Source organism: Polaromonas sp. P1_H6 (genome assembly GCF_056405195.1).
The window spans coordinates 260,933-283,342 of the sequence record NZ_JBFUCN010000001.1 but is presented as its reverse complement, the minus strand read 5'-3'; the positions used below and the strand labels follow the sequence as shown (position 1 = coordinate 283,342).

Annotated in this window: 19 protein-coding genes; 6 read left to right on the top strand and 13 right to left on the bottom strand. The window is 62.6% G+C overall.

The genetic code is table 11. From position 1 onward, the window contains the following. Positions 1-98: 98 nt before the first annotated feature. Both AC1D1F_RS01340 and AC1D1F_RS01335 read left to right on the top strand, forming a co-directional pair. Entirely contained in the window at positions 99-1,295 is a 1,197-nt protein-coding gene (locus tag AC1D1F_RS01340; RefSeq protein WP_477696277.1) for an amino acid aminotransferase, read from the top strand. Beyond that, positions 1,295-1,879, top strand: coding sequence for a nucleotidyltransferase family protein (locus tag AC1D1F_RS01335; protein ID WP_477678531.1), 585 nt, complete (start codon positions 1,295-1,297; stop codon positions 1,877-1,879). The genes AC1D1F_RS01340 and AC1D1F_RS01335 overlap by 1 nt, the downstream gene beginning before the upstream one ends. Positions 1,880-1,883: 4 nt before the next feature. Here the strand turns inward: AC1D1F_RS01335 and ygiD are convergent, their stop codons facing one another. Further along, the gene (gene ygiD / locus AC1D1F_RS01330) at positions 1,884-2,738 is read right to left on the bottom strand and encodes a 4,5-DOPA-extradiol-dioxygenase (RefSeq protein WP_477700633.1); all 855 of its coding nucleotides are present in this window, start codon (positions 2,736-2,738) and stop codon (positions 1,884-1,886) included. A 268-nt stretch (positions 2,739-3,006) separates the two neighbouring features. Between ygiD and AC1D1F_RS01325 the strand changes: the two genes are divergently transcribed. Both AC1D1F_RS01325 and rsxB read left to right on the top strand, forming a co-directional pair. Beyond that, positions 3,007-4,377, top strand: a complete 1,371-nt coding sequence (locus AC1D1F_RS01325) for a polyhydroxyalkanoate depolymerase (RefSeq protein WP_477678526.1) — start codon at positions 3,007-3,009, stop codon at positions 4,375-4,377. 52 nt (positions 4,378-4,429) lie between these two features. Beyond that, entirely contained in the window at positions 4,430-5,122 is a 693-nt protein-coding gene (gene rsxB / locus AC1D1F_RS01320) for an electron transport complex subunit RsxB (RefSeq protein ID WP_477678527.1), read from the top strand. Here rsxB and AC1D1F_RS01315 read toward each other — a convergent pair. From AC1D1F_RS01315 to scpA, 9 genes are all read right to left on the bottom strand, one after another. Next, entirely contained in the window at positions 5,114-6,637 is a 1,524-nt protein-coding gene (locus AC1D1F_RS01315; protein WP_477678528.1) for a methyl-accepting chemotaxis protein, read from the bottom strand. The two genes, rsxB and AC1D1F_RS01315, sit on opposite strands and share 9 nt — an antisense overlap. A 147-nt stretch (positions 6,638-6,784) precedes the next feature. Then, positions 6,785-7,261, bottom strand: a complete 477-nt coding sequence (locus tag AC1D1F_RS01310; protein WP_477678529.1) for a VOC family protein — start codon at positions 7,259-7,261, stop codon at positions 6,785-6,787. After that, positions 7,258-9,309 (bottom strand): acetyl-CoA carboxylase biotin carboxylase subunit, encoded by a 2,052-nt coding sequence (locus AC1D1F_RS01305; protein WP_477696275.1) that lies wholly within the window; start codon positions 9,307-9,309, stop codon positions 7,258-7,260. Before AC1D1F_RS01305 ends, AC1D1F_RS01310 begins: the two co-directional genes overlap by 4 nt. 161 nt (positions 9,310-9,470) lie before the next feature. Further along, positions 9,471-10,235 carry a YdcF family protein gene (locus AC1D1F_RS01300; RefSeq protein ID WP_477700632.1) on the bottom strand — a complete coding sequence of 255 codons (765 nt, stop codon included), beginning with the start codon at positions 10,233-10,235 and terminating at the stop codon, positions 9,471-9,473. A 66-nt stretch (positions 10,236-10,301) separates the two neighbouring features. Beyond that, a complete protein-coding gene (locus tag AC1D1F_RS01295; RefSeq protein ID WP_477654657.1) occupies positions 10,302-11,834 on the bottom strand; it encodes an acyl-CoA carboxylase subunit beta in 1,533 nt (510 codons plus the stop codon). Between the two features lie 30 nt (positions 11,835-11,864). Further along, positions 11,865-12,737 (bottom strand): alpha/beta hydrolase family protein, encoded by an 873-nt coding sequence (locus AC1D1F_RS01290; RefSeq protein ID WP_477696272.1) that lies wholly within the window; start codon positions 12,735-12,737, stop codon positions 11,865-11,867. Further along, on the bottom strand, positions 12,734-13,762 hold the full coding sequence (meaB, locus tag AC1D1F_RS01285) for a methylmalonyl Co-A mutase-associated GTPase MeaB (protein ID WP_477678081.1): 1,029 nt from the start codon (positions 13,760-13,762) through the stop codon (positions 12,734-12,736). Before meaB ends, AC1D1F_RS01290 begins: the two co-directional genes overlap by 4 nt. Further along, positions 13,762-14,229 carry a GNAT family N-acetyltransferase gene (locus AC1D1F_RS01280; RefSeq protein WP_477696270.1) on the bottom strand — a complete coding sequence of 156 codons (468 nt, stop codon included), beginning with the start codon at positions 14,227-14,229 and terminating at the stop codon, positions 13,762-13,764. The genes meaB and AC1D1F_RS01280 overlap by 1 nt, the downstream gene beginning before the upstream one ends. A 7-nt stretch (positions 14,230-14,236) precedes the next feature. Beyond that, positions 14,237-16,402 carry a methylmalonyl-CoA mutase gene (scpA, locus tag AC1D1F_RS01275; RefSeq protein WP_477700631.1) on the bottom strand — a complete coding sequence of 722 codons (2,166 nt, stop codon included), beginning with the start codon at positions 16,400-16,402 and terminating at the stop codon, positions 14,237-14,239. A 197-nt stretch (positions 16,403-16,599) separates the two neighbouring features. On the opposite strand from scpA, the gene AC1D1F_RS01270 reads away from it, so the two are divergent. After that, entirely contained in the window at positions 16,600-17,235 is a 636-nt protein-coding gene (locus AC1D1F_RS01270; RefSeq protein ID WP_477678953.1) for a GntR family transcriptional regulator, read from the top strand. Positions 17,236-17,259: 24 nt separating this feature from the next. Here AC1D1F_RS01270 and AC1D1F_RS01265 read toward each other — a convergent pair whose 3' ends face one another. The 3 genes from AC1D1F_RS01265 to AC1D1F_RS01255 are packed head-to-tail and all read right to left on the bottom strand — an operon-like array spanning position 17,260 to position 22,060. Next, positions 17,260-18,819: a SpoVR family protein gene (locus AC1D1F_RS01265; protein WP_477697303.1), complete on the bottom strand. Its 1,560-nt coding sequence runs from the start codon at positions 18,817-18,819 to the stop codon at positions 17,260-17,262. Further along, positions 18,816-20,090: a YeaH/YhbH family protein gene (locus AC1D1F_RS01260; RefSeq protein WP_477697305.1), complete on the bottom strand. Its 1,275-nt coding sequence runs from the start codon at positions 20,088-20,090 to the stop codon at positions 18,816-18,818. Before AC1D1F_RS01260 ends, AC1D1F_RS01265 begins: the two co-directional genes overlap by 4 nt. A 47-nt stretch (positions 20,091-20,137) precedes the next feature. After that, positions 20,138-22,060: a PrkA family serine protein kinase gene (locus tag AC1D1F_RS01255; protein WP_477700630.1), complete on the bottom strand. Its 1,923-nt coding sequence runs from the start codon at positions 22,058-22,060 to the stop codon at positions 20,138-20,140. A gap of 134 nt (positions 22,061-22,194) precedes the next feature. Here AC1D1F_RS01255 and AC1D1F_RS01250 point away from each other — a divergent pair, with 134 nt between their 5' ends. After that, positions 22,195-22,380 carry a hypothetical protein gene (locus AC1D1F_RS01250; RefSeq protein WP_477678587.1) on the top strand — a complete coding sequence of 62 codons (186 nt, stop codon included), beginning with the start codon at positions 22,195-22,197 and terminating at the stop codon, positions 22,378-22,380. Positions 22,381-22,410: the final 30 nt, after the last annotated feature.

Below are 22,410 nucleotides of genomic sequence, written 5' to 3'. Positions count from 1 at the left end.
TCTTGTAGCCTTTTTTCCGGTCAGCTTGTGACCTAAATCCGTGGCCTGAATCCCCTATCGTCGCTTTCGCCTTCTTTTCACTTCTCTGAGGATATTTCATGTCTTTGTTTACCGCTGTCGAAATGGCCCCGCGTGACCCCATCCTGGGCCTGAACGAGCAGTTCAATGCCGATACCAATCCCGCCAAGGTCAACCTGGGCGTAGGCGTGTACTACGACGACAACGGCAAACTCCCCCTGCTGCAGTGCGTGCAGGCGGCCGAGAAACAGATGATGGCCGACCCCAAGGCCCGCGGCTACCTGCCGATCGACGGCATCGCCGCCTACGACGCCGCCGTCAAGGGCCTGGTGTTCGGCGTTGACAGCGAACCCGTCAAGAGCGGCCGCGTTGCCACCGTGCAAGGCATTGGCGGCACCGGCGGCCTCAAGGTGGGCGCCGACTTCCTCAAGAAGCTCAGCCCCAATGCCAAGGTGCTGATTTCCGACCCGAGCTGGGAAAACCACCGCGCACTTTTCAGCCAGGCCGGTTTTGTCGTTGAAAGCTATCCTTACTACGACGCAGCCAAGCGCGGCATCAACTTCGAGGGCATGCTCGCCGCCCTCAACGCGGCAGCCGAAGGCACCATCGTCGTGCTGCACGCCTGCTGCCACAACCCGACCGGCTACGACATCACCGCCGCCCAGTGGGACCAGGTGATCGCCGCCGTCAAGGCGCGCAAGCTGACGCCTTTCCTCGACATGGCCTACCAGGGCTTTGGCCACGGCATTGCGGAAGACGGCGCCGTCATCGGCAAATTTGTGGCCGCCGGCCTGAGCTTTTTCGTGTCGACGTCCTTCTCCAAGAGCTTCAGCCTCTATGGCGAACGCGTGGGCGCCCTGTCGGTGCTCTGCGAGTCCAAAGAAGAAGCCGACCGCGTGCTGTCGCAGCTCAAGCTGGTCATTCGCACCAATTACAGCAACCCGCAGATCCACGGCGGCATGGTGGTGGCCATGGTGCTCAACACGCCGGCGCTGCGCACCCAATGGGAGCAGGAACTGGGCGAAATGCGTGTTCGCATCAAGGCCATGCGCCAAAAGCTCGTGGACGGCCTGAAGGCCGCCGGCGTCAAGGAAGACATGAGCTTCGTCACCGCCCAGATCGGCATGTTCAGCTATTCCGGCCTCAGCAAGGACCAGATGGTGCGCCTGCGCAACGAGTTCGGCGTCTACGGCACCGACACCGGCCGCATGTGCGTGGCCGCGCTCAACAGCAAGAACATCGACTACGTCTGCGCGTCGATTGCCAAGGTCGTCTGATTCCCCTGACGCCTTCTGAGCCTGCCAGCCCGGATGTCTTCATCCGGGACGTCCTGCAAAACCGCAACAACCAGCGCATCCTGGCGCAGTTACCCGCCCTGGGCCTGCCGGATGCCTGGCTGGTCGCGGGCTGCCTTTTTCAGACTGTCTGGAACCTGCGCTCAGGCAACCCGCCAGAAGCCCACATCAAGGACTACGACCTGTTTTACTTCGACCCCTCAGATCTTTCGGAGGCGGCGGAGGCCCGGGTCAATGAGAGGGTCCTGGCCTGCTTTGCCGGCCAGGGCATCACGGTGGAAGCGAAAAACCAGGCCCGGGTCCATACCTGGTACCAGGACTACTTCGGTTTTCCCTACCCTGCCCTGCGCAGTTCCCGGGACGGCATTGACCGTTTCCTGGTCACCAGCACCTGCGTAGGCCTGAAAGCGGGCGGCTCAGGCCTGGAGCTTTACGCACCCAACAGCCTGGACGATCTGTACCAAGGCCGGCTCAGCCCAAATCCGCTGTGCCCTCACCTGCCGCTGTTTGAAAAGAAGGCCGCGGCCTACCGGGTACGCTGGCCCTGGCTGCGAACCAGCACCTGAGCGCCTAGCCCCACACCGCCGATCGCATCGAGATCGACCCCGCCTGGAAGCTGGTGTTGAAAAAGCGCATGGGCTCCTTCCCGTCGGCGGCGCCGGCGGCATACAGCAGGGGCAGGTAGTGCTCATGGGTGGGATGCGCCATTTTGGCGACCTGGCCCAGCTTCTGGAAGTTCTGCAGCGCGTCGAGGTTGCCCTGCTGCAGGTAGCCGCCCGTGATCTGGTCGAACTCCAGCGCCCAGTCGTAGGCCTGGCTGCCCGTCGCGCCGCGCTGCATCTGGCGCAGGTTGTGCACGATGTTGCCGCTAGCCACCACCAGCACCCCGCGCTCGCGCAAGGCCTTGAGCTGCTTCGCCAGCGCATAGTGGTCCTCGGGCGCGCGGCCGTAGTCCATGCTGAGCTGGATCACCGGGATGTCCGCATCCGGGAACATGGGCTTGAGCACCGACCAGGCGCCATGGTCCAGTCCCCATTCGCTTTCATCGATGCCCAGCGGCGCCGAGGCCCGCTGGCGCACCAGCTGGCTGATGGCCTGCGCGGCGGACGGGTCGCCGGGCGCGGGGTATTGCTGGTCGAACAGCTCCTGCGGAAAACCGCCGAAGTCGTGGATGGTCTTGGGCTTGTCCATGCCGGTCAGCCACCAGCCTTCGGTCAGCCAATGCGCGGAAATGCACAAAATCAGCTGCGGTTTGGGGTATTTCGTCCCAAACTCGGCGCCCAGCGCCTGCCAGCTGCGCCGGTATTCGTTGTCGCCGATGGCGTTCATGGGGCTGCCGTGGCCCACAAAAAGCACCGGCATCCTGTCGGATTTCTTCAGGGAGGCCAGTCGGTCCAGCGCGGAGGCGTCAATAGTGGGGAGCATGTTGTTTCCTGTTCGGGTCTGCGGGCTCAGGGGGTCGGCAGAACCGCTGGCCGAGGGCAGAATGGTAAGTGTTCCTACAATTCCTCAGGTGGCGGCGGTTTATCGGCAAAACAAGCCCCGGCCCACCTGCGTGGCGCTTTGGCACCAATCCCGTGAAAAGCGCCCGGAATTGGTGGTTATCCTCAAATCAGTGCGCCGCCCGCCTGTTATATTGCACTGCAACATACTACGTTTTACTTCATAACGACATAACCAAGGTTGACCCCCGATGCTGTACCAAGTCTATGAAACCCAGCGCACCTTGATGGAGCCCTTTGTTGACTTCGCACAGGCTGCCGCCAAGCTCTACGGCAACCCCCTGTCGCCGCTCGGGCAAAACCCTTTCGCCCAGCGTGTGGCAGCCGGTTACAGCCTGATTTACCGGTTGGGCAAGGATTATGAAAAACCGGCCTTTGACATCCGGACCGTCGACGTCAACGGCACCGATGTCAGCATCCACGAACGCGTGGAAATCGACAAACCCTTTTGCGAACTGCGCCGCTTCAAGCGTTTCACCGACGATCCCGCCACGCTGACGGGCCTGAAGGGCGAACCGGCGGTGCTGATCGTGGCGCCGCTGTCCGGCCACTACGCCACCTTGCTGCGCGACACCGTGCGCACCATGCTCAAGGACCACAAGGTCTACATCACCGACTGGAAAAACGCGCGCACCGTGCCGCTGTCCGACGGCTCCTTCCACCTGGACGACTACGTCAACTACGTGCAGGAATTCATTCGCCACATCCAGGGCATTTACGGCAACTGCCACGTCATCAGCGTCTGCCAGCCCACCGTGCCGGTGCTCGCGGCCGTGTCGCTGATGGCCTCGCGCGGTGAGACCACCCCGCTGAGCATGACCATGATGGGCGGCCCCATCGATGCGCGCAAATCGCCGACGGCCGTGAACAACCTGGCCATGAACAAGAGCTATGAGTGGTTTGAAAATAATGTGATTTACCGCGTGCCCAGCAACTTCCCGGGCGCCGGCCGCCGCGTCTACCCCGGCTTTCTGCAGCACACCGGCTTCGTCGCGATGAACCCCGACCGCCACGCCAGCAGCCACTACGACTACTTCAAGGACCTGCTCAAGGGTGACGACGCCAGCGCCGAGGCCCACCGCAAGTTCTATGACGAATACAACGCCGTGCTCGACATGGACGCCGATTACTACCTGGAAACCATCAAGACGGTGTTCCAGGAGTTCAAGCTGGTGAACGGCAACTGGGACGTCAAGAATGTGGACGGCGAACTTGAGCGCGTGCGTCCCCAGGACATCAAGACCACGGCCCACTTCACCGTCGAAGGTGAACTCGACGACATCTCCGGTTCGGGCCAGACCGAGGCGGCCCACAGCCTTTGCTACAACATCCCCAAGGGGCTGCAAAAGCACCTCGAGGTCAAGGGCGCGGGCCACTACGGCATCTTCAGCGGCCGCCGCTGGCGCGACATTGTGTACCCGCAGGTCAAGGCTTTTATTCTTGAGAACAACAAGCCTTCGGCTGCGGCCAAACGCGCCGCAACAGCAAAGCCTGCCGCAAAATCCGCCAAGCCCGCTGCAAAGCCGGCGGCAAAAAAGACCGCGCGCAGCAAGCAAGCCTGAACACGCCGGCAGCGGCAGGCCCTGGGGCCATGACTGGTAGGACAATAAGCCGGTGACTTCCCCCATAGCCTCCCGCCTGGCAGAGCGCCTCAACGCCGCCCTGCCCCAAACCCAGTGCACCCGCTGCGGTTACCCCGACTGCTCGGCCTATGCCGAAGCCATGGCCTCCGGCGCAGCCGCGATCAACCAGTGCCCGCCGGGCGGCGCCGAAGGCGTTCAGCGCCTTGCGGCCATCACCGGCCTGCCCGTCCTGCCCCTGAATCCTGCCAACGGCACGGAAGGCCCGCGCGCTATGGCCGTCATTGACGAGAACTGGTGCATAGGCTGCACCCTGTGCCTCAAGGCCTGCCCGACCGACGCCATCATGGGCAGCAACAAGATGATGCATACCGTGATCGAGCCCTGGTGCACGGGCTGCGAGCTGTGCATCCCGGTGTGCCCGGTCGACTGCATCAGCCTCGAAAACATCACCGGCGCGCGCACCGGCTGGGAGGCGTGGTCGCCGCAGCAAGCCGACACGGCGCGCAGCCGCTATGAGCTTCACGGCCGGCGTTACCCCAAGGAAAGCGCCGCAATCCCGCAGCCAACCACCGAAAGCGCCCAGCCGTTCCAAGCGGAAGACAGGCCGGCCGCTCCCGCATCCGCTTCGTCAACCGATGACAGCAGCGCCGAGCGCAAGCGCGCCGTGATCGAAGCCGCGCTGGCCCGCGCCCGCGCCAAACGCGACCCCGCCGCCTCAGGCTGACACGATGTTTTTGTAGACACCGCAGCCCACGAAGATGTCGCCGGCCTGCTGCACGAATGACATCTTGGTCTGGACCTTGCCCGTGGCCGGGTTGGTGATGTCGTACTCGACCCAGCCCGGCTCCTCGCCGGCCTGCGAAACAATGGCCTCCAGCAGCCCCTGCCCGTCAATGCCGGGGATGTCCTGCACACGCGTGCCCAGCTTGGCCGGGTTGCCGCCAAACGCCAGGTAGGTGCCGCGGCTGTCCAGCGCAAAGACGTACATGTCGCGGTCATGGAAACCCTTGGCGGGGTTGGTGAGGTCGCGCAAGAAGACATCCCTGGGCATGTTGCGGCCATGCGCGATGGCCCGTCCCACCATGGCACACGCTTCCTCGGCCGATCCCTGCTGCAGCCTGAAGCCGGCCACCGACTGCACCAAGGTGCTCGCCCGCCCCTCAAGCCTGGTGGCCTGCGCCACGGCGCGCTCCACCATCTGCGCGTTGTCCTGGGTGATTTTGTCGAGCTGCCGGACCGCCGTCGTGATTTCGCCAAGGCTGGCGCTTTGCTCAGTGCTGGACTTCGAAATCTGCACCATATTGGCCGCCACGTCGCGGATGCCGGAAACCATGTGCGTGATGCTGCTTCCCGCCGTGCGTATGGTTTGCACGCTGGCCTCCACCTGCCGCGAAGACTCGCCGATCAGCTGGCGGATTTCCTTCGCCGACTCGGCCGACCGTTTGGCAAGCGAGCGCACCTCGGCGGCCACCACCGCGAAACCACGGCCCGACTCTCCCGCGCGGGCAGCCTCCACCGCGGCATTGAGGGCCAGGATATTGGTCTGGAAAGCCAGGCCGTCGATCACGCCGACGATCTCGTCCATGCGCCTGGCGCCGCCGTGAATGGCCTCCACGGAAGCGACGGCCTCCGTCATGGCCGCGGCGCCGGCCTCGGCCAGGTCCCGCACCTGGGCTGCCTGCAGATTGGCCTGGCCGGCCCTGCCGGCATTGTCCCGGACGGTGGAAGACAGCTGTTCGACGCTGGCCGCCGTCTGCTCCAGGTTGGCGGCCTGCTGTTCGGTGCGGTCCGACAGCTCACGGTTGCCCCTGGCCATGCTCTGGCCAGAGTGCGCCACAAATGCCGCGTTGCTGCGCACATTGGCCACCATGCCCGAGAGTGTGTGGCTGAGTGCGGACGTGGAGGCCAGCAGGCGGCCCAACTCGTCGGCGCCGCTGCCTGCAGGTTCGATTCGCAAGTCGCCGGCGACCATCTTGCCCGTGGCCCTGGCCAGCTGGTCGATGCCGTCGGCCATCACGCAACGGAAGGCGAGCAGAAAGTAAAGCAGCAGCGCGAGGATCAAGCCGCATGCCGTTGCCAGCGCAGCCAGGCCCTCAGCCGGCCTGGATGCCAGCGTGAACTGCAACACGACGAGCAAAGGCGGCAGGGCCGACAAAACCGCAAGCCACGCGAGCTTTCCCCCAAGCTGCAGGCGACGGAGCAGCCGGATGCCAGGATTCAACAGCGTGCCGGGATTCATCAAAAAAGTCTTCTTCAAATGGAAACGCAGGTTGCGCTTCTCTTGAAACCATTGTGAAGAATTGCACAGCGGCCAATTGAGAAAAAAGAGGGCTTAAGCGCGCCCTCATCCAGGGGCAGCCCGGCCCGCTCCCTGGCCTCTCCGCGTTTACCCCAGGGCCGCGAAGGCCTTGATGACTTCAGGCGGCGCCTGCACCATCTCGATCAGCACACCCTCGCCCGCAATCGGAAATTCGTCGCTGGCTTTGGGGTGCAAAAAGCAGATGTCAAAACCCGCGGCCCCCTTGCGTATGCCGCCCGGCGCAAAACGCACACCCTGGGCCGTCAGCCATTCCACGGCTTTGGGCAGGTCGTCTATCCACAGGCCCACGTGGTTGAGCGGCGTGGTGTGTACCGCGGGTTTTTTGTCCATGTCCAGCGGCTGCATCAGGTCGACCTCGACCTTGAACGGGCCGCTGCCGATGACGCAGATGTCCTCGTCCACATTCTCGCGTTCGCTGACGAAGTTGCCGGCGACTTCCAGTCCCAGCATGTCCACCCACAGCGTGCGCAGGCGATCCTTGCTGGCGGCGCCTATGGCGATTTGCTGGATGCCCAGTACCTTGAAAGGACGGGCCGCACTCATGCCTGGAACTCCACGATGGGCTGGTCTACGCTGAGCGACTCGCCCTTGGCGGCCAGGACCTTGCCGACCACACCGTCAGCCACAGCGAACAGCACGTTTTCCATCTTCATGGCTTCAATCACGGCCACGCGCTCGCCGGCCTGCACTTTCTGTCCCACCTGAACCGCCACGTCCACCAGCAGTCCCGGCATGGGCGACAGCACATAGCGGCTCATGTCGGGCGGCGCCTTGTAGGGCATCAAGGCATGCAGTTGCGCCGCGCGGGGCGTCAGCACCAGCGCGTCCAGCCGCGTGCCGTTGTGGGCGATGCGGATGGCCAGCGGATTGCGGCCCACGCCGCGCTCCACCTGCGCCGCAAAAGGCTGGCCGTTGACGGTGCCGCGAATGCGCGCGCCGCCCAGGTGCCAGTTGCTGCAGATTTCATAACTCCGCGCACCCACCTCGACTGTGCCGGAACCGGTTTGCGCCTGGTAGTTGCGCACCGTCACCGGGTGTGTGGTGTTCTGCCCGGCCGCTCCCAGGCCGACCACGGCGAACTCTTCGCCCACCGTCACGCCATGGCCAGGCAGCTGGCCGCTGATGCCGGCCGCGCGGCCCAGCATGCGGCGATTGACGTAGGCCGCCAGCGCCAGCAGGAAGGACGGGTCCTCGTGCGGCACATCCTCGGCGTGAAAGCCCTTGCTGTAGTTCTCGGCGATAAAACCGGTGTTGAAATCGCCCGCGACGAATTTGGGATGCGCCAGCAAGGCCGCCTGGAAAGGAATGTTGCTCGAGATTCCGCGGATCACAAAGCCGTTGAGCGCCTCGCGCATTTTCGCGATCGCCTCCTTGCGGTCCTTGCCATGCACGATGAGCTTGGCGATCATCGAGTCGTAAAACATCGGGATCTCGCCGCCGTCCTGAACGCCGGTGTCCACGCGCACGCCGAACAGCTGTGAAGTGTCGGCCGCGAACATGGTTTCCTTGGGCGGCTGGAAGCGCACAAGCCGGCCCGTCGAAGGCAGGAAGCTGCGGAACGGGTCTTCGGCGTTGATGCGGCACTCAATCGCCCAGCCATTGCGCTGCACGTCCTTCTGCGCGATCGGCAGCTTCTCACCGGCCGCGACGCGGATCATCAGTTCCACCAGGTCCAAGCCCGTGATGCATTCCGTCACCGGGTGCTCGACCTGAAGCCGGGTGTTCATTTCGAGGAAGTAAAAGCTCTGGTCCTTGCCGACCACGAACTCTACCGTGCCGGCGCTCTGGTATTTCACGGCCTTGGCCAGCGCCACCGCCTGCTCACCCATTGCCTTGCGCGTGGCGTCGCTGATGAAGGGCGACGGCGCTTCTTCGATCACCTTCTGGTGGCGCCGCTGGATGGAGCATTCGCGTTCATTGAGGTAGACCACATTGCCGTGGCTGTCGCCCAGCAGCTGGATTTCGATGTGGCGCGGCTCCTCGACAAACTTCTCGATAAAGACGCGGTCGTCGCCAAAGCTGTTGCGCGCCTCGTTGCGGCAGGAAGTGAAGCCCTCGAACGCTTCCTTGTCGTTGAAGGCCACGCGCAAGCCCTTGCCGCCGCCGCCCGCGCTGGCCTTGATCATCACCGGGTAGCCAATGCCCTTGGCAATCTCCACCGCTTTCTCGGCGGTTTCAATCGCATCGTTCACGCCGGGAATGCAGTTGACCCCTGCCGCGCCGGCCAGCTTCTTGGATTCGATCTTGTCGCCCATGGCGGCAATCGAATAGTGCTTGGGGCCGATGAAGATGATGCCTTCTTCCTCGACCCGCTTGGCAAAGCCCGCGTTCTCGCTGAGGAAACCATAACCCGGGTGCACCGCCTGCGAGCCCGTCTGCTTGCAGGCCGCGATGATCTTGTCGGCCTGCAGATAACTGTCCCGGCTGGGTGCCGGGCCGATGTTGACGGCCTCGTCAGCCAGTTCGACGTGGCGCGCGTCCTTGTCGGCGTCGGAGTACACCGCGACGGTTTTGATGCCCATCTTGCGGGCGGTCAGGATGACGCGGCAGGCGATTTCACCTCGATTTGCGATCAGTATTTTTTTAAACATAAGCTCTTTCCATCGAGGTGAAACCGCCTGCGCACGCTACGCGTGCCATGCAATTTAGCTGCGCTGCTGCAGCGCTTCGCGCTTGGTCACCGCGATTGGCTATGAGAATTTTGGTAAACATGATGATGTCCAGTCGATTTTCTTTTTTGATACGCGGCAGCTCAGTATTCCCGCAGCAACCAGCCTGAAAAGCAGGCGAAATACTCGCGCGTCCATGCGTTGTAGCGCATATAAAGCGGTGTCAAGGCACCCGCCGTGCGCACATGGGACCAGCCCGCTTTTTCGGCAATCCAGCCGGCGCGCAGCGTGTGAAAGTCGCTGGTCACCAGCACCATGGGCACATCCCGTTTCACACCCGCAGCCTCCAGCAGACGCGCCGAAAACACCAGGTTTTCATACGTGCTGGTGCTTTGGTCTTCCAGGTTGATGCGCGCGGCATCCAGCCCAAGGCCGACCAGGTAGTCGGCCATCACACGCGCTTCAGGAATCTGCTGCTTGAAGTCCGTTCCGCCGCTGACCACGACCCGCGCCCGGGGATGTTGCCCGGCGAGGCTGTAGGCCAGTTTGAGGCGCTCCGCCAGGGTCGGGGAGGCTTGCCCGTTCGGCGTGCTTGAGCCGAGAACCACGATGATCCGCGGATCGGCATCTCCCGCAGCCGAAGGCTGCAGCCGCTGCAGGACAACAAAAAAGACCAGCAGGGAGGCCAGCCACAGGAAGAACCCGGTGAGTACCAGCCGCCAGGCGAGCCATCGCCAGCGGCGTCCGCGCAGCCACCTATGCCAACGTTCGGCGAACCATGAAAGCGCGATCAGCACCGTCGCGATGACTGCCGGCACGATCACGCCGAGGTGCGTGACCTTGGCCGTCACGAGGTAAAGGCAGTCGACCAGCAACAGGAGGCCGATCGCCAGCTGCAGCCAGCGCATGATCCCCGGACGGTACCTGCCGGGTGTCGGGCCAGAAATGTCCAAGGCGAAAATTCCGGACATGGCTTACAGCGGGATGTTCCCGTGCTTGCGCCACGGGTTCTCGATCTTCTTGTCGCGCAGCATGACCAGCGAGCGGCAGATGCGCTTGCGGGTTTCGTGCGGCAGGATCACGTCGTCGATAAAGCCGCGCGCGCCGGCCACAAAGGGGTTGGCGAAGCGGGCCTTGTATTCGGCCTCTTTGGCGGCCAGCTTGGCCGGGTCGCCCTTGTCTTCACGGAAGATGATTTCCACCGCGCCCTTGGCGCCCATCACCGCGATCTCCGCGTTGGGCCAGGCGAAGTTGACATCGCCGCGCAGATGCTTGGACGCCATCACGTCGTAGGCGCCGCCGTAGGCCTTGCGCGTGATCACCGTGATCTTGGGCACGGTGCACTCGGCGTAGGCGTACAGCAGCTTGGCGCCGTGCTTGATGATGCCGCCGTATTCCTGGCTGGTGCCTGGCATGAAGCCGGGAACGTCGACAAAGGTGATCACCGGGATGTTGAAGGCGTCGCAAAAGCGCACAAAACGCGCGGCCTTGATGGAACTCTTGATGTCCAGGCAGCCGGCCAGCACCAGGGGCTGGTTGGCGACGATGCCCACTGTCTGCCCTTCCATGCGGGCAAAACCGATGATGATGTTCTTCGCGTACTCGGGCTGGATCTCGAAAAAATCACCGTCGTCCACCGTCTTGACGATGAGCTCCTTCATGTCGTACGGCTTGTTCGGGTTCTCGGGCACCAGAGTGTCCAGGCTCAGGTCCATGCGGCCGGCCGGGTCCGCGCTGGGGCGAATCGGCGCTTTCTCGCGGTTGTTCAACGGCAGGTAGTTGTACAGACGGCGCAGCATCAGCAGCGCCTCGACGTCGTTTTCGAATGCCAGGTCGGCCACACCACTGCGCGTGGTATGGGTGGTGGCACCGCCGAGTTCCTCGGCCGTGACTTCCTCGTGCGTCACGGTCTTGACGACCTCGGGCCCCGTAACAAACATATAGGAGCTGTCCTTGACCATGAAGATGAAGTCGGTCATGGCCGGCGAGTACACCGCGCCGCCGGCGCAGGGGCCCATAACCATGCTGATCTGCGGCACCACACCGGAAGCCATCACGTTGCGCTGGAACACGTCGGCATAACCGCCCAGCGAGGCCACGCCTTCCTGGATGCGGGCGCCACCCGAGTCGTTGAGCCCGATGACGGGCGCGCCCACCTTCATGGCCTGGTCCATCACCTTGCAGATCTTCTCGGCATGGGCTTCGCTCAAGGCGCCGCCGAACACCGTGAAATCCTGGCTGAAGACAAACACCAGGCGGCCGTTGATCATGCCGTAGCCGGTGACCACACCGTCGCCGGGGATCTTGTTGTCCTGCATGCCAAAGTCGGTGCAGCGGTGCTCGACGAACATGTCCCACTCTTCGAACGTGCCTTCGTCCAGCAGGAGCTCCAGCCGCTCGCGCGCCGTCAGCTTGCCTTTGCCGTGCTGCGCGTCTATGCGCTTCTGACCGCCGCCCAGGCGGGCCGCGGCGCGTTTCTTTTCGAGTTGTTCGAGTATTTCTTGCATGGTGTGTTCCGCAATGTCGACAGTGAAAACTTACTTGGTTGAATCAAACAAAAGGCGCGCGGCGGCCTGGCTCATGCGGCGCGAGTCGTGCCCTACGCCCGGCACCGTGACGCGCTCCCAGGCCAGCGATGTGCCCAGCTTCTGCGCCTGCGTGGTGGCCTGCGCAAAGAAGTTGCTGCCGCGCTCAAACCGGTTCGCGCCCTGTGCCGTGGCCTGCCTGGCCTTCGGCAGGTTGGCCGCGTCGGTCTGGATGTCGGCCTCGCCGAGCAGCACGACAAGTTTGCGCGCAAAAACCTGCTTGAGCTTGTCGGGGCTGACGATGCTCTCGTCCAGTGCGTAGGGAAACTTGTCGTCCGTCAGGCCAGGATAACGGGGCATGGTGTAGCTGCCGGCATTGGCGGCCACGGCGACGGAAACGCGGGGCGCCTCCGTCAGCAGCATGAAGCGATGCACGAACTGCCCGCCGGCTGAGTGGCCGAAGAGCAGATAGTCGGACGCCGTGAGCCCCTCGTCGGCACGGACAAAATCGAAAAGATGCTCAATGATCTGGAAGGACCATTTGCTGCGGTCGCGCGTCTCGATGCCGCCCATATTGAACAGCCGGGAAGAAAATCGCGCCTCGTCGAACTCCGGGGCCAGCACGATGAGCTTGTTTTTCTCGGCAAAAGGCATCCAGTTGTCGCGCATGCGCGAACCCTGGCGCTCCGCGCCATGGATCACCATCATCACCCTGGCATCGGGGCCGGCGCTGCGCGCCTTGTAGTAGTGCACGGTGACGGGCTTGTCCGCGAAATAGCCCTTGTCAGTGAAGACAAAGCTCTGCGGCTCGCCGGCCACCATGCCACCCGCCCAGGCCAGGCAGGCCTGCAGAAGCAGAACGCAGAGGATGACTATCTTCTTCATCGGTCCCATCCCTTGGCGGCAAGCGCCAGCAAACTACGGGCGGCTGTCGAGGGCGCGACTTCGCCGCGCGCCACCTCGGCCAGCAGGCCGGGCAGGCGCTCGTGCACCTGCGGGTCCTGGCGAAAGGCCTGCTTGAGGCCGGCATCTATGCGCTCCCACATCCAGGAGAGCGACTGCTGCTGGCGCCGGGTGGCGAGACGGCCGTTGGCAAGCTGCAAGGCCTTGAACTCTGTCACGGCTTTCCAGAACACGTCCACGCCTTTGTTATGAAGCGCGCTGAGCTGGATCACCCGCGGGTGCCAGTTCTTGTCAAAGTTGGCCGCCTGCGTGCTGTCCATGGCATTGTTGACCAGGCCGAACAGGCGCATCGCCGAGGTGATCTGCGCTTCAGCCCGCATGGCCGCGTCGGCGTCGATGTCGGCCTTGTTGATGATGACCAGGTCGGCCAGTTCCATCACGCCCTTCTTGATCGCCTGCAGGTCGTCGCCGGCATTGGGCAGTTGCATCAGCACAAACATGTCGGTCATGTTGGCAACGGCGGTTTCGCTCTGGCCCACACCCACGGTCTCGACGATCACCACGTCATAGCCGGCGGCTTCGCAGACCAGCATGGCCTCGCGCGTCTTTTCGGCCACGCCGCCCAGGTTGCCGCTGGAGGGGCTGGGCCGGATGTAGGCGCGCTCGTGCACCGAGAGCTTTTCCATGCGGGTCTTGTCGCCCAGGATGGAACCGCCCGAGACGGAAGAGGAAGGATCGACGGTGAGCACCGCGACACGGTGACCCTGTGCGATCAGGTGCAAACCCAGCACTTCGATAAAGGTGGATTTTCCGACCCCGGGCACACCGCTGATGCCCAGCCGCATGGCCTTGCCGGTATGGGGCAGCAAGGCCGTCAGCAGTTCGTCGCCCTGGGCGCGGTGGTCGGCACGGGTGGACTCCAGCAGCGTGATGGCCTTGGCGATGGCGCGGCGCTGGGCCATCGCGTCCGGGCCCATGATGGCCTGGAGGAAATCAGGCGCGGCCATCACGCCACGCGCTCCACCGCGGGCCATTCATAGTGCAGGTCGACGCCCTCTTCGCCCTGCAGCACAAAGCCATGGCGCAGGTAGAAGCGGTTGGCATCGCTTTCTTTCAGCGCAGTCAGCTTCACGGCCAGACCGCGCTCGCGCGCCTGGGCCAGCACCTGGCCGAGCACCCAGGCGCCTATGCCTTGGCCGCTGGCCTTGCTGCGCAGGTAAAGATGGTCAAGCCGCAGGGCCGCCTGGCCTTCGGGCTTGAGCGTGAAAAAACCCACGCGCTCGCCGTCCAGCAGGATGTGTTGCATGTACTGCGGCAAAAATCCCGCTGACAAGCGCTCGCGCGAGCGCGCGAGGTCAAAGCGGCCGACGCGCTCCAGGCTGGGCCGCATCGCGTCTATGCGCAAGGCCAGCATGTCCTCGAAGTCGCCGGCAAGCACCGGCTGCAGGGACAGGCGCAAACTGATATCCGTCACCGCGGGCTCACTTCGCAACAGCGGCGCGAATCTGTTCCAGCACGTCCTTGGCGCTGGCCGGGATCGGCGTGCCCGGGCCGTAGATGCCTTTCACGCCGGCCTCATACAGCATCTCGTAGTCCTGCCGCGGAATCACGCCGCCCACAAACACGATGATGTCGTCGGCGCCCTGCTTCTTGAGCTCGGCGATGATGGCCGGCACCAGCGTCTTGTGGCCGGCGGCCAGCGTGGAGACGCCCACGGCGTGCACGTCGTTTTCAATCGCCTGGCGCGCGCACTCTTCAGGCGTCTGGAACAGCGGACCCATGTCCACGTCGAATCCCAGGTCGGCGAAGGCCGTGGCCACCACCTTGGCGCCGCGGTCGTGGCCGTCCTGGCCCAGCTTGGAGATCATCACGCGCGGGCGGCGGCCCTGCTCTTCGGCGAAGGCGTTGATCTCGGACTTGAGTGTTTCCCAGCCTTCGGCGGAGTCATAAGCGGCAGCGTACACACCGGTCACCTTTTGTGTATCGGCGCGGTGGCGCCCGTAAACTTTTTCGAGGGCATCGCTGACCTCGCCCACCGTGGCGCGCAGGCGCACGGCCTTGATACTGAGGTCCAGCAGGTTGCCACTGTTATTTTCGGCGGCCGCCGTCAAGGCGTCCAGCGCCGCCTGCACCGCCGCACTGTCGCGTTTGGCCTTGATGGCGTTCAGGCGAGTGATCTGCCCGTCGCGCACGGCCACGTTGTCGATGTCGCGCGACTCGATGGCGTCTTCGGTCTTGAGTTTGTATTTGTTGACGCCGACGATGACGTCTTTGCCGCTGTCGATGCGCGCCTGCTTCTCCGCTGCGGCGGCTTCGATCTTGAGCTTGGCCCAGCCGCTGTCGACGGCCTTGGTCATGCCGCCCATGGCCTCGACCTCCTCGATGATGGCCCAGGCGGCGTCAGCCATGTCCTGGGTGAGCTTTTCCATCATGTAGCTGCCGGCCCAGGGGTCTATCACGTGGGGAATGTGGGTTTCTTCCTGGATGATGAGCTGGGTATTGCGGGCGATACGGGCGCTGAACTCGGTGGGCAGCGCAATCGCTTCGTCAAACGAGTTGGTGTGCAGGCTTTGCGTACCGCCAAAAACCGCGGCCATGGCTTCTATGGTGGTGCGTACCACGTTGTTGTACGGGTCCTGCTCGGTCAGGCTCCAGCCGGAGGTCTGGCAGTGGGTGCGCAACATCAGGCTCTTGGGACTCTTGGCATTAAAGCCCTTCATGATGCGGCACCACAGCAGGCGGGCGGCGCGCATCTTGGCGACTTCGAGGTAGAAGTTCATGCCGATGGCCCAGAAGAAGCTCAGGCGCCCGGCGAATTCATCCACGTCCAGGCCCTTGCCCAGTGCGGTTTTCACATACTCTTTCCCGTCGGCCAAAGTGAAGGCCAATTCCAGCGCCTGGTTGGCGCCGGCTTCCTGCATGTGGTAACCCGAAATCGAGATCGAGTTGAACTTCGGCATGTTCTGCGCCGTGTATTCAATGATGTCGCCGATGATGCGTATGCTGGGCTGGGGCGGGAAGATATAGGTGTTGCGGACCATGAACTCCTTGAGGATGTCGTTCTGGATGGTTCCGCTCAATTTGTCCTGGCTCACGCCCTGCTCTTCGGCCGCGACCACATAGCCCGCCAGCACCGGCAGCACCGCGCCGTTCATGGTCATGGAGACGCTGACCTTGTCCAGCGGGATCTGGTCGAACAGGATCTTCATGTCCTCCACCGAATCGATGGCCACACCGGCCTTGCCCACGTCGCCGGTCACGCGCGGGTGGTCACTGTCGTAGCCGCGGTGCGTGGCCAAGTCAAACGCCACCGACACGCCCTGCCCGCCGGCGGCCAGCGCCTTGCGGTAGAAGGCATTGGATTCCTCGGCCGTGGAAAAGCCCGCGTACTGGCGGATCGTCCAGGGGCGCACCGCATACATGGTGGCCTGCGGGCCGCGGATAAAAGGCTCGAAACCCGGCAGCGTGTTGGTATGGGGAAGATCTTTAGTGTCTTCGGCGGTGTACAGCGGCTTGACGCTGATGCCGTCCGGCGTCTGCCAGTTCAGCGCTTCCAGATTGCCGCCGGGAGCCGACTTGGCGGCCGCTTTGGCCCAGGCCTCAAGGCCGGCGGCGGGAAATTCAGGTTCGGGAGGACGCTTGGACATGGGATGTTTACCGTAACAGGATCTGCAGAGGCTGGCGATGCACACCAGGACCCTGGAGATGGGATTCGTGATCGCTCCAAGTTTACATCATTTATAATTATTGATGCAAAATTCAGTTTGGAGTAAGATGCCTGCAGCGCTGACAGGAAGCAGCGTGCACCAAGCTCGCCTTACTTATTAAAAACACCCCTATGTCCATGGCCGCCGTGTCCCTGACTCCCCGAGCGCTTTATGAAGAAGTCGCCGAGCTTTTGCGCCAGCGCATTTTCAACCGCGAACTGGCGCCGGGCAGCTGGATAGACGAACTCAAGCTGGCCGAGGAATACGGCATCAGCCGCACGCCGCTGCGCGAGGCCCTCAAGGTGCTCGCCACCGAGGGCCTGGTCACCATGAAGGTACGGCGCGGCGCTTACGTGACGGAAGTCTCCGAACGCGACCTGACCGACGTCTACCACCTGCTCTCCCTGCTGGAAAGCGACGCGGCCGGCGTGGTGGCCACCCAGGCGACCCCGTCCCAGCTCAAGGAACTGCAGGGCCTGCATGAGGAACTCGAAAAAGCCGTCGGCAACCGCGAGCGCTTTTTCGAGATCAACGAGGCCTTTCACATGCGCCTGCTGGAAATCGCCAACAACCGCTGGCGCGACCAGATGGTGGCCGACCTGCGCAAGGTGATGAAGCTCAACCGCCACAACTCGCTGCTCAAAAGCGGCCGCATTGAAGAATCCCTGGCCGAGCACCGCGCCATCATGCAGGCGCTGGCCGCGCGCGACGCCGACGGCACCGCGCAGCGCATGCGCGAACATTTCAGGAACGGGCTGGAAGCCGCGGGCTGAGAACTGCTCACGGCTTGAACAGCATCAGGCCTGCGGCAGCGCCTCCCAGTGCTGAACCACCTTGCCGTGCTTGTCCACACTCTCAAGCTGGACGCGAAAACCCCACAGGCTCGCGATGTGCTTGATCACCTCCTGGACGTCGTCCGTCAGCGTCCGGTCGTTGTGGCGGCTGTGGCGCAAGGTCAGCGAACGGTTCCCACGCACGTCCACGTCCCAGACCTGTATGTTCGGCTCGCGGTAGTTCAGGTCATGCTGGCGCGACAGCGCCTCGCGCACGTGCCGGTAGCCGGCCTCGTCATGGATGGCCGCAACTTCAAGCTCGGACCTGCTCGCGTCATCCACCACTGAAAAGAGGCGGAATTCGCGTATCAGGCGCGGCGAAAGGTATTGCCCGATGAAACTTTCATCGCGGAAATGCCGCATCGCGTAGTCCAGCGTCTCCAGCCAGTTTGAACCGGCCACGTCCGGCAACCACTGCCGGTCTTCCTCGGTGGGGGACTCGCAGATGCGCTTGAGGTCGCTGAACATGGCAAACCCCAGCGCATAGGGGTTGACGCCGTTGTAGCCCGGATGCGTTACCGGCGGCTGGTAAATGACGTTGGTGTGGGATCGCAGGCATTCGATCATGAAACCGTCGGTCAGCAAGCCCTCGTCATACAGCGAATTGAGCAGCGTGTAATGCCAGAAGGTAGCCCAGCCTTCATTCATGATCTGGGTCTGGCGCTGCGGGTAAAAATACTGGCCGATCTTGCGCACGATGCGGATCACCTCGCGTTGCCAGGGCTCCAGCAAGGGCGCGTTTTTCTCGATGAAATACAGAATGTTTTCCTGCGGCTCCGGCGGAAAACGGCGATTCGTTTTTTCAGCCGGCTTGTCGGCCGGTTTGGGCACCGTGCGCCACAGGTCATTGAGCTGCTGCTGCAGATAGGCCTCGCGGTCCTTGCGGCGGGCCTCTTCCTCCGCCAGGGACAGCTTCTGCGAACGCTGGTAACGGTCCACGCCGTGGCTCATCAGGGCGTGGCAGGAGTCCAGCAGCTGCTCGACCGCCTCCCAGCCGTGGCGCTCCTCACACTCGGCAATATAGGCCCGCGCATACACCAGGTAGTCGACGATGGCCGCGGCGTCGGTCCACATCTGGAACAGGTAGTTGCCTTTGAAGAAGGAGTTGTGGCCGTAGCAGGCATGCGCCATCACCAGCGCCTGCATGGGCATGGTGTTTTCTTCCATCAGATAGGCGATGCAGGGGTTGGAATTGATCACGACCTCGTAAGCCAGCCCCATCTGGCCGCGCCGGTAATTTTTTTCCGTCGAGATGAACTGCTTGCCGAAGGACCAGTGCCGGTAGTTCACCGGCATGCCCACCGAGGCATAGGCGTCAATCATCTGTTCTGCGGTGATGACCTCGAGTTGCACCGGGTAGGTGTCCAGGCCGAAGGCCTTTGCCTTTCGCGCGATCTCGCCGTGGTAGAGCTCGATCAACTCGAAGGACCAGTCGGACGGGCTGGGCAGGCAGGCATGCCGGCGCCCGGTGCCGGGCAAGCCTGGTGCCGCCACTTCGGCGGGCTTCTTCGTGCTCTTTGTCATGGCTTGACGCCTTTTTTGAACAACTCCCTGAACACCGGGAATATCTCGTCCGCGCCGCCCACCTTGCGCATCGCAAAGTTCCGGTTGGCCTCCTGCACCTGGGTGTACTCTTCCCAGAGGTTCTGGTCTTCCTCGCCCACCTGGACATAGGCGAAGTAGCGCGACACGGGCAGCAGCTTGTTGACCAGCAGTTCACGGCAGCGCGCCGAATCCTGGTGCCAGTTATCGCCGTCCGAAGCCTGGGCGCCATAGATGTTCCAGTCGCCGGGCGGGTAGCGCTCCTGGATGATCTGGTGCATCAAGGCCAGCGCGCTGGACACCACGGTGCCGCCGGTTTCGGTGGACTGGAAAAATTCTTCTTCGGACACCTCGGTCGCCTGGGTGTGATGGCGAATGAAGATGACGTCGGTCTTTTCGTAATGTTTCCGGAGGAACAGGTACAGCAGGATAAAAAAACGCTTGGCGATGTCCTTGCGCGTTTCATCCATGGAGCCCGAGACGTCCATCAGGCAAAACATGACCGCCTTGGAGGTGGGCTGCGGCACCCTGACCCGGTTGCGGTAACGCAGGTCGAAAGGATCAAAAAAGGGGATGGTCTTGAGGCGCCGGCGAAGCGTGTCGATCTGCGTCCTCAGGGAAAGAATTTCGTCGGGCAGATCCGGCGCATCGCGCAGGGCCAGCGCCAGTTGCGCCTCCAGCTCGTGCACCTGCCGCCGCGTCTCCCCGCCTATGGCGATGCGCCGGCTGAGCGCGACGCGCAGCGAACGCACCACATGCAGATTGGTCGGCGTTCCGTCCGAGATGAAACCGGCGCGGCGGGATTTCCACTCAGGGGCATCGGGCAGAAGCTGGGTGCGTATGAGGTCGGGCAGCGCAAGGTCATCAAAAAAATACTGCATGAACTCTTCGCGCGTGATGCGAAAGACAAAGTCGTCCTCACCCTCGCCGTCGGGGCTGGCCTCGCCGCCCGAGCCGCCACCGCCGCCGCCCTTGGGCCGCGCGATGCGGTCGCCGCGCACGTATTCGCGGTTGCCGGGGTGCACGGTCTCACGCGTGCCGCCGGTGTGCCCAAACACGGGCTGGTAGACGTCGCGCCGCGGCACGGTGACGTCTTCTCCCTGCTCGATGTCGTGGATGCTGCGGCCCGCGACGGCACGGCGCACGGTATCGCGTATCTGCTCGCGGAAGCGGCGCAGAAACCGCTCGCGGTTGCCGATGGACTTGTTCTTTCCCGACAAGCGCCTGTCAATGACTTGCTGGAGCACGGTGATCTCCGGTCACATACACATGACGCGCCCGCCACGGCGCGCCGCGGGCCTCAGGAACTCTTGCGTACACGCAGGTACCAGTCGCACAACAAGCGGACCTGCCGCGTGGTATACCCCTTGGCGACCATGCGGTTGACGAAATCCTCGTGTTTTTGCTGCTCGTCCGCGCTGGCCTTGGCATTGAAGGAAATCACCGGCAACAGGTCTTCGGTGTTCGAGAACATTTTTTTCTCGATCACGGTGCGCAGCTTTTCGTAGCTGGTCCAGACCGGGTTCTTGCCCGCGTTGTTGGCCCGCGCGCGCAGCACAAAATTGACGATCTCGTTGCGGAAGTCTTTCGGGTTGCTGATGCCGGCAGGTTTCTCGATTTTTTCGAGTTCGGCATTGAGCGACGAGCGGTCAAAGATTTCCCCGGTATCGGTGTCGCGGTATTCCTGGTCCTGGATCCAGAAGTCGGCGTAGGTCACGTAGCGGTCGAAAATATTCTGCCCGTACTCCGAATACGACTCCAGGTAGGCGGTCTGGATTTCCTTGCCGATGAACTCGGCGTAACGCATGGCCAGGATTTCCTTGATGTAGGCCAGGTACTTCTGCTCGGTTTCGGGCGGGAACTGTTCGCGCTCGATCTGCTGCTCCAGCACATACATCAGGTGCACCGGGTTGGCCGCGATTTCGGTGGAATCGAAGTTGAACACCTTGGACAAAATCTTGAAGGCGAAGCGCGTCGAGATTCCGTTCATCCCCTCATCGACACCCGCGTAGTCGCGGTATTCCTGGTAGCTCTTGGCTTTCGGGTCGGTGTCCTTGAGGTTTTCGCCGTCATACACCTGCAGCTTGCTGAAGATGCTGGAACTCTCGGGTTCCTTGAGGCGCGTCAGCACGGCGAACTGCGCCATCATCTTCAAGGTGCCGGGCGAGCAGATGGCGTTATGCAGCGACGAGTTGTGGATCAGCTTTTCATAAATCTTCACTTCTTCCGAAACGCGTAGGCAATATGGAATCTTGACGATGTAGATCCGGTCCAGGAAAGCCTCGTTGTTCCTGTTGTTCTTGAACGCCTTCCACTCGCTTTCGTTGGAGTGCGCCATCACGATGCCGTCGAAGGGAATCGCGCCAAAGCCTTCGGTGCCCTTGAAGTTGCCCTCCTGGGTGGCGGTCAGCAAGGGGTGCAGCACCTTGATCGGCGCCTTGAACATCTCGACAAATTCCAGCAGGCCCTGGTTGGCCAGGCACAATCCGCCTGAATAACTGTAGGCGTCCGGATCGTCCTGGGCATAGGTTTCCAGCTTGCGGATGTCGATCTTGCCGACCAGCGAAGAAATGTCCTGGTTGTTTTCGTCGCCGGGCTCGGTCTTGGAAATCGCGCACTGCTTCAGGATGGAAGGGAAACGCTTGACCACGCGAAAACGTCGGATGTCGCCGCCGTATTCCTCAAGGCGCTTGACGGCCCATGGCGACATCACCCGCTGCAGGTAGCGCGGCGCAATGCCGTACTGGGTTTCGAGCAAGGGAGCGTCCTCGGCATTGTTGAACAGGCTGAGCGGCGACTCGTTGACGGGCGAACCCTTCAAGGCATAAAAAGGCACTTGCTCCATCAGCTGTTTGAGCCGCTCGGCGATCGACGACTTGCCTCCGCCAACGGGGCCCAGCAAATAAAGAATCTGCTTTTTCTCTTCCAGGCCCTGCGCGGCATGGCGAAAGTAGGAAACCACCTGCTCGATGGGGTCCTCAAGGCCGTAGAAGTCGCGAAATGCCGGGTAGATCTTGATGATCTTGTTGCCGAACAGGCGCGACAGACGCTGGTCATGCCGGGTGTCCAGCAGTTCGGGTTCGCCGATCGCGGCGAGCATGCGCTCGGCCGCGGTGGCGTAGACGAGAGGACTGCGCTTGCAGGCATCGAGGTAGTCCTCGATGGACAGTTCCTCTTCTCGCGTCTGTTCATAACGCGTCAGAAAATTACGGACGACATCCATAAATCCTCCTATACGCGCGGGAACCGAAGGAACCCTGGCCCGTGATGAAAATCCGCCCCGGATTCCGCGCTATGCATCGAACTGTTGTCTCACATCGAGTGAGTGATAGACCGCAGCATCAATGGAAAGTTCCAATGAACAATCAACTCCATTATTTTCCAAATGCGCGAATACGTACAGTCAATTTTTTTAAAGAAACCGGAAGATGTGTATGTGCATGTGCTCATGCAGGCTTCGGTGCGCATCAAGCCTATCGCCTCGATGGCGTTGCTATGTTTTCAATAGCTGTGCGCTCAGGAAATCAAGCAGCTACAGGCTGATTTACTGAAGAGGAAATTCGCCCACCGGCA